The 2846-nt window shown below is 37.1% G+C and carries 3 protein-coding genes; 1 reads left to right on the top strand and 2 read right to left on the bottom strand.

Annotated features, from left to right (window positions below; genetic code table 11):
- Positions 1-886: 886 nt before the first annotated feature.
- Positions 887-2218, top strand: coding sequence for an ATP-binding protein (locus tag ACXJIN_RS07790; protein WP_456401023.1), 1332 nt, complete (start codon positions 887-889; stop codon positions 2216-2218).
- Between the two features lie 52 nt (positions 2219-2270).
- Here ACXJIN_RS07790 and ACXJIN_RS07795 read toward each other — a convergent pair whose 3' ends face one another.
- Both ACXJIN_RS07795 and ACXJIN_RS07800 read right to left on the bottom strand, forming a co-directional pair.
- Positions 2271-2399, bottom strand: a complete 129-nt coding sequence (locus ACXJIN_RS07795; RefSeq protein ID WP_456401027.1) for a type II toxin-antitoxin system YoeB family toxin — start codon at positions 2397-2399, stop codon at positions 2271-2273.
- A 100-nt stretch (positions 2400-2499) separates the two neighbouring features.
- Complete coding sequence (locus ACXJIN_RS07800) at positions 2500-2772, bottom strand: type II toxin-antitoxin system Phd/YefM family antitoxin (protein WP_456401025.1); 273 nt, start codon at positions 2770-2772, stop codon at positions 2500-2502.
- Positions 2773-2846 lie beyond the last annotated feature (74 nt).

Below are 2846 nucleotides of genomic sequence, written 5' to 3' on the forward strand. Positions count from 1 at the left end.
GGACACGGGTTCGATTCCCGTCGCCTCCACCAGAATAGCTCAATCATGCGATTTTGAACTTGAAATCTTCAAAGATGAAATTATTCATTTCCACCTTTGTCGCTTCCACCGATACTTTCCCCATAAAAGGGGGCATACTTGTTATAATTCGGAAAACAAGTCTGCTGATTCTCCTCACAAAACTGGGAGAAGAGGGCCAACGGAGTTGGCAAGGAGGGTTCAATTACGCCTGCGCAATCATCACAAAACAAGCGAGAAGGAATGAAAGTTGTTTCGATGATTACTTCCCCCTTTGTCGACTCAGTCGACACTTTCCCCGTAAGCGGGGGCAGACTTATACGAAACTTCATTGACATTTTTCATTTATAGACAAATTGTATTTCATGATACCTTCTTTTTTGTCCCCTCCCACAGTATGGGAGGGGTGGCAACGCTAGTTGACGGGGAGGGTTGATCAAAATGGTTTTGAACCTTAGAGAATTCAGTCTCATAGAAAATGGTTCGTTGCCTTTGTCGTCATTTCACTTTCGCCCCCTTCGGCAGCTCTGCTGCCACTTCCCCCGCAAGCGGGGGCAGACTTTTAAAAAATGGCTTTGCTACCACTTCATCTGCATACTGGGGCAGAATATCTATAAAATGGCAAGAAGGGTTCATTTCTCTCCGTGGCTCTCAATGCCTGAGGCTTTTCAATTGGTTTCTTAATTTTCACACACAAACCATTTTGCTTCTTAATTCGACTTGCATAATTTGAGTAATTCATCTTTTTTGAATTATTTGTTTGCTGTACTTATTCTACCGCAACAAAAATATGATTTTCATCGTACTATTCAAAAATGCTATAATTTGAATATCATAATGTTCAAGATAACAAAATGAGGTGATCCATTTGAAGGATGCAGAGTTGCTTTCTCTTATGATATCGTGGAATTATTGGGACGGGAAAAAATTTCCAAACCTTGTTGAACGTTACGAAGTAAAATCATTGGAACATTTTCTAAGTGGCACTCTCGCCGTTATTACAAAAGGTCCACGTAGATCCGGAAAGTCTTCCCTGATGAAGATCATGTACAAAAAGATTTCGAAAGATATTAGAAACCCAACTTCTTGTTTTTTCATCAACCTGGAGGATTTTGCGTTAGCCGAAGAAAAATTAGATACATCCCTTTTGGAAAGGATGTACAGAATTTATCGCCAGCATATTCAGCCCGTCGGGAAGGTTTACATGTTTTTGGATGAAGTTCAAAACATCAAAAGCTGGGAGAAATGGATTGAAACGTACCGTGAAAAAGAAGAGATTAAGTTTTTCATCTCTGGTTCATCATCTAAACTCGGATCAAAAGAGCTCTCCACTTTGCTCACCGGCAGACATGTTGACCTTACCTTATTTCCTTTTTCTTTTGAAAGTTTTATAAAAGCAAATGGATTCAAATTCAACTCGTGGATAGAAGCCGAATCGAGAAAGGACGAAATCAAGCATCTACTATTCAAATACTTTGAAATAGGAGGATTCCCGGAAATCGTCTTGAATTATCCCAAAGAAGGAAAAACAAAAGTTTTAGAAACGTACTTCGATGACATCATTTACAGAGACATTGTAGAAAGGTGGAAAATAAGAGATGCTTTGCTTCTAAAAAGAATTGCACTTTTTTTGCTTAAAAATGCCGGGAACCTTATAAGCTATAGAAAAATACAAGGAATGCTTAAAGAAATCGCGGGAACCGTCTCAACCAATACTATATCAGAACATGCCTCTCACCTCGTTGAATCTTATATGATATTTGAAACCCAAAAATTCACAAACTCGTTGAAGAACATGATTAGGTCACCCAAAAAGATTTTCTCCATAGACACTGGACTCAGAAAGGCCGTTACCAAAAGCGTTACTAAGGATTATGGAAGAGATGCTGAAAATGTTGTTTTCCTCGAACTCATCAGGCGTGGATACGAAGTAAATTATTGGCAGGATGACAAAACCGAAATAGATTTCATTGCACGAAAAAACGATAAAACGTTTGCGATAAACGTAACAGCATCAAATCTTGAAGAACCTTCTCTTGAGAAAAGAGAATTAAAAAGTCTTGTTCAATTTCCGTACCCTTCTAACCTTTTGCTGTTAACAAATGATTTGGAGGAAGAAAGAATAATAGCGGGAAAAAAGATAAAGCTATTTCCAATTTGGAAATGGTTGCTGGATTTTCACCCTTCAATCATGACGTAATGTGTATACGCACAATAACACTCGTGAGGCTGTTTCAGCTTTTAAATCGAATTCATTCATAATGATATCTGCAAGAGATGATAACGATATCTTGAAGTTTGTATATTAGCCTATATTCTTGATCAATCCTTCTAGAGTAGTAACCAGTAAGATGATATCTTAATGCCACAGGCTTTCCAATACCCTAAAATGGATGTTTTTGAATATCTTTTACGATCTCAATAATTCTCTTAAGCTTTTTCCTGTCAAATTTAGCCCAATAGCTAAAATCTTAGAAACCTTTATTTGTGAATTTGATATTCATTTTCTAATTCTTCAAATGTGAAAGTTTTGAATTTACCTTCTTCCATTTCCTTGGTGGAGTCATAAAGCCATCTGGCATTTGCCTTTGAAGAAAGCAAGTAAATTGTCTCATTCATAGACTCAAAATCATCCATGGACAATACAACAGCACTTATACCATTTTCATCAACAATTATAATAGGGGCCCTATCTCTATTGACTTTCTTGATAATGCTTTTGATATTCGCTTTTTTAGACGGTATAGTTGACATATTAAAAATCTCCTTTTTCCCCTTTTATTGTAACATTGGAACGAGGTAATTAATCGAATTGTATGAATCTAAAT

Source organism: Mesoaciditoga sp., assembly GCF_054006115.1.

Excerpts from the sequence above, each read along its gene's own strand:
- ACXJIN_RS07800 (WP_456401025.1), bottom strand. The coding sequence starts at position 2,772 with ATGTCAACTATACCGTCTAAAAAAGCGAATATCAAAAGCATTATCAAG.